General features: G+C 78.2%; 1 protein-coding gene. It reads right to left on the bottom strand.

Annotated elements, in window-relative coordinates:
- Nucleotides 1-49: 49 nt before the first annotated feature.
- The gene (locus tag EYQ95_RS26290; protein WP_132332204.1) at nucleotides 50-436 is read right to left on the bottom strand and encodes a putative zinc-binding protein; all 387 of its coding nucleotides are present in this window, start codon (nucleotides 434-436) and stop codon (nucleotides 50-52) included.
- Nucleotides 437-574 lie beyond the last annotated feature (138 nt).

Below are 574 nucleotides of genomic sequence, written 5' to 3'. Positions count from 1 at the left end.
GTCGTCCACGCCGTCGATGCCGGCGCGCAGGCGGTGCAGGGCGGCGGGCTCAGCCGGCATGCGCGGTGCCCTGCGCTAGCGCGACGGCCGCGGGGCGCACGTGCGCGGCGTAGACCGCGTCGGCCTGCGCGGCGTCGAAGTCGGCATGCGCCGTCTTGCGCACGCCGTGGTCGGCCAGCAGCACGTGGCGCGTGGCGGCCAGGCCCTCGCGGGCCAGGCATGCGGCGACGCAGCGCAGCGCGCAGCCGTCGAGCGCGAGGATGGGCCGGCCCGCGCGCGCGGTGCGCACCAGCCCCGCCACGCCACCGCCCACGCCGGCGATGCAGGACATCTCGGCGATGCCCTCGCGGTCCAGCCGCAGGGCCAGCGCATTGGCCATCTGCGCCGCGCTGGAGCAGCCGGAACAGGAATACACGAGCGGCGGACGCGGTCTCATGCCGACGCGAAGCCTTCGAGGGCGCGGCGGTGGCGTCGCGCCGCGGTGGACAGGGCCACCAGCAGCGCCGCATGCGCGGCGGCCAGCAGCAGGCCGGCGGCGGAGGCGAGCGCGGGCTCGCGCGTGGCGAGCACCACG

It is taken from the genome of Lysobacter sp. N42 (genome assembly GCF_004344885.1).
This window is presented reverse-complemented; position numbering and strand designations above follow the sequence as displayed.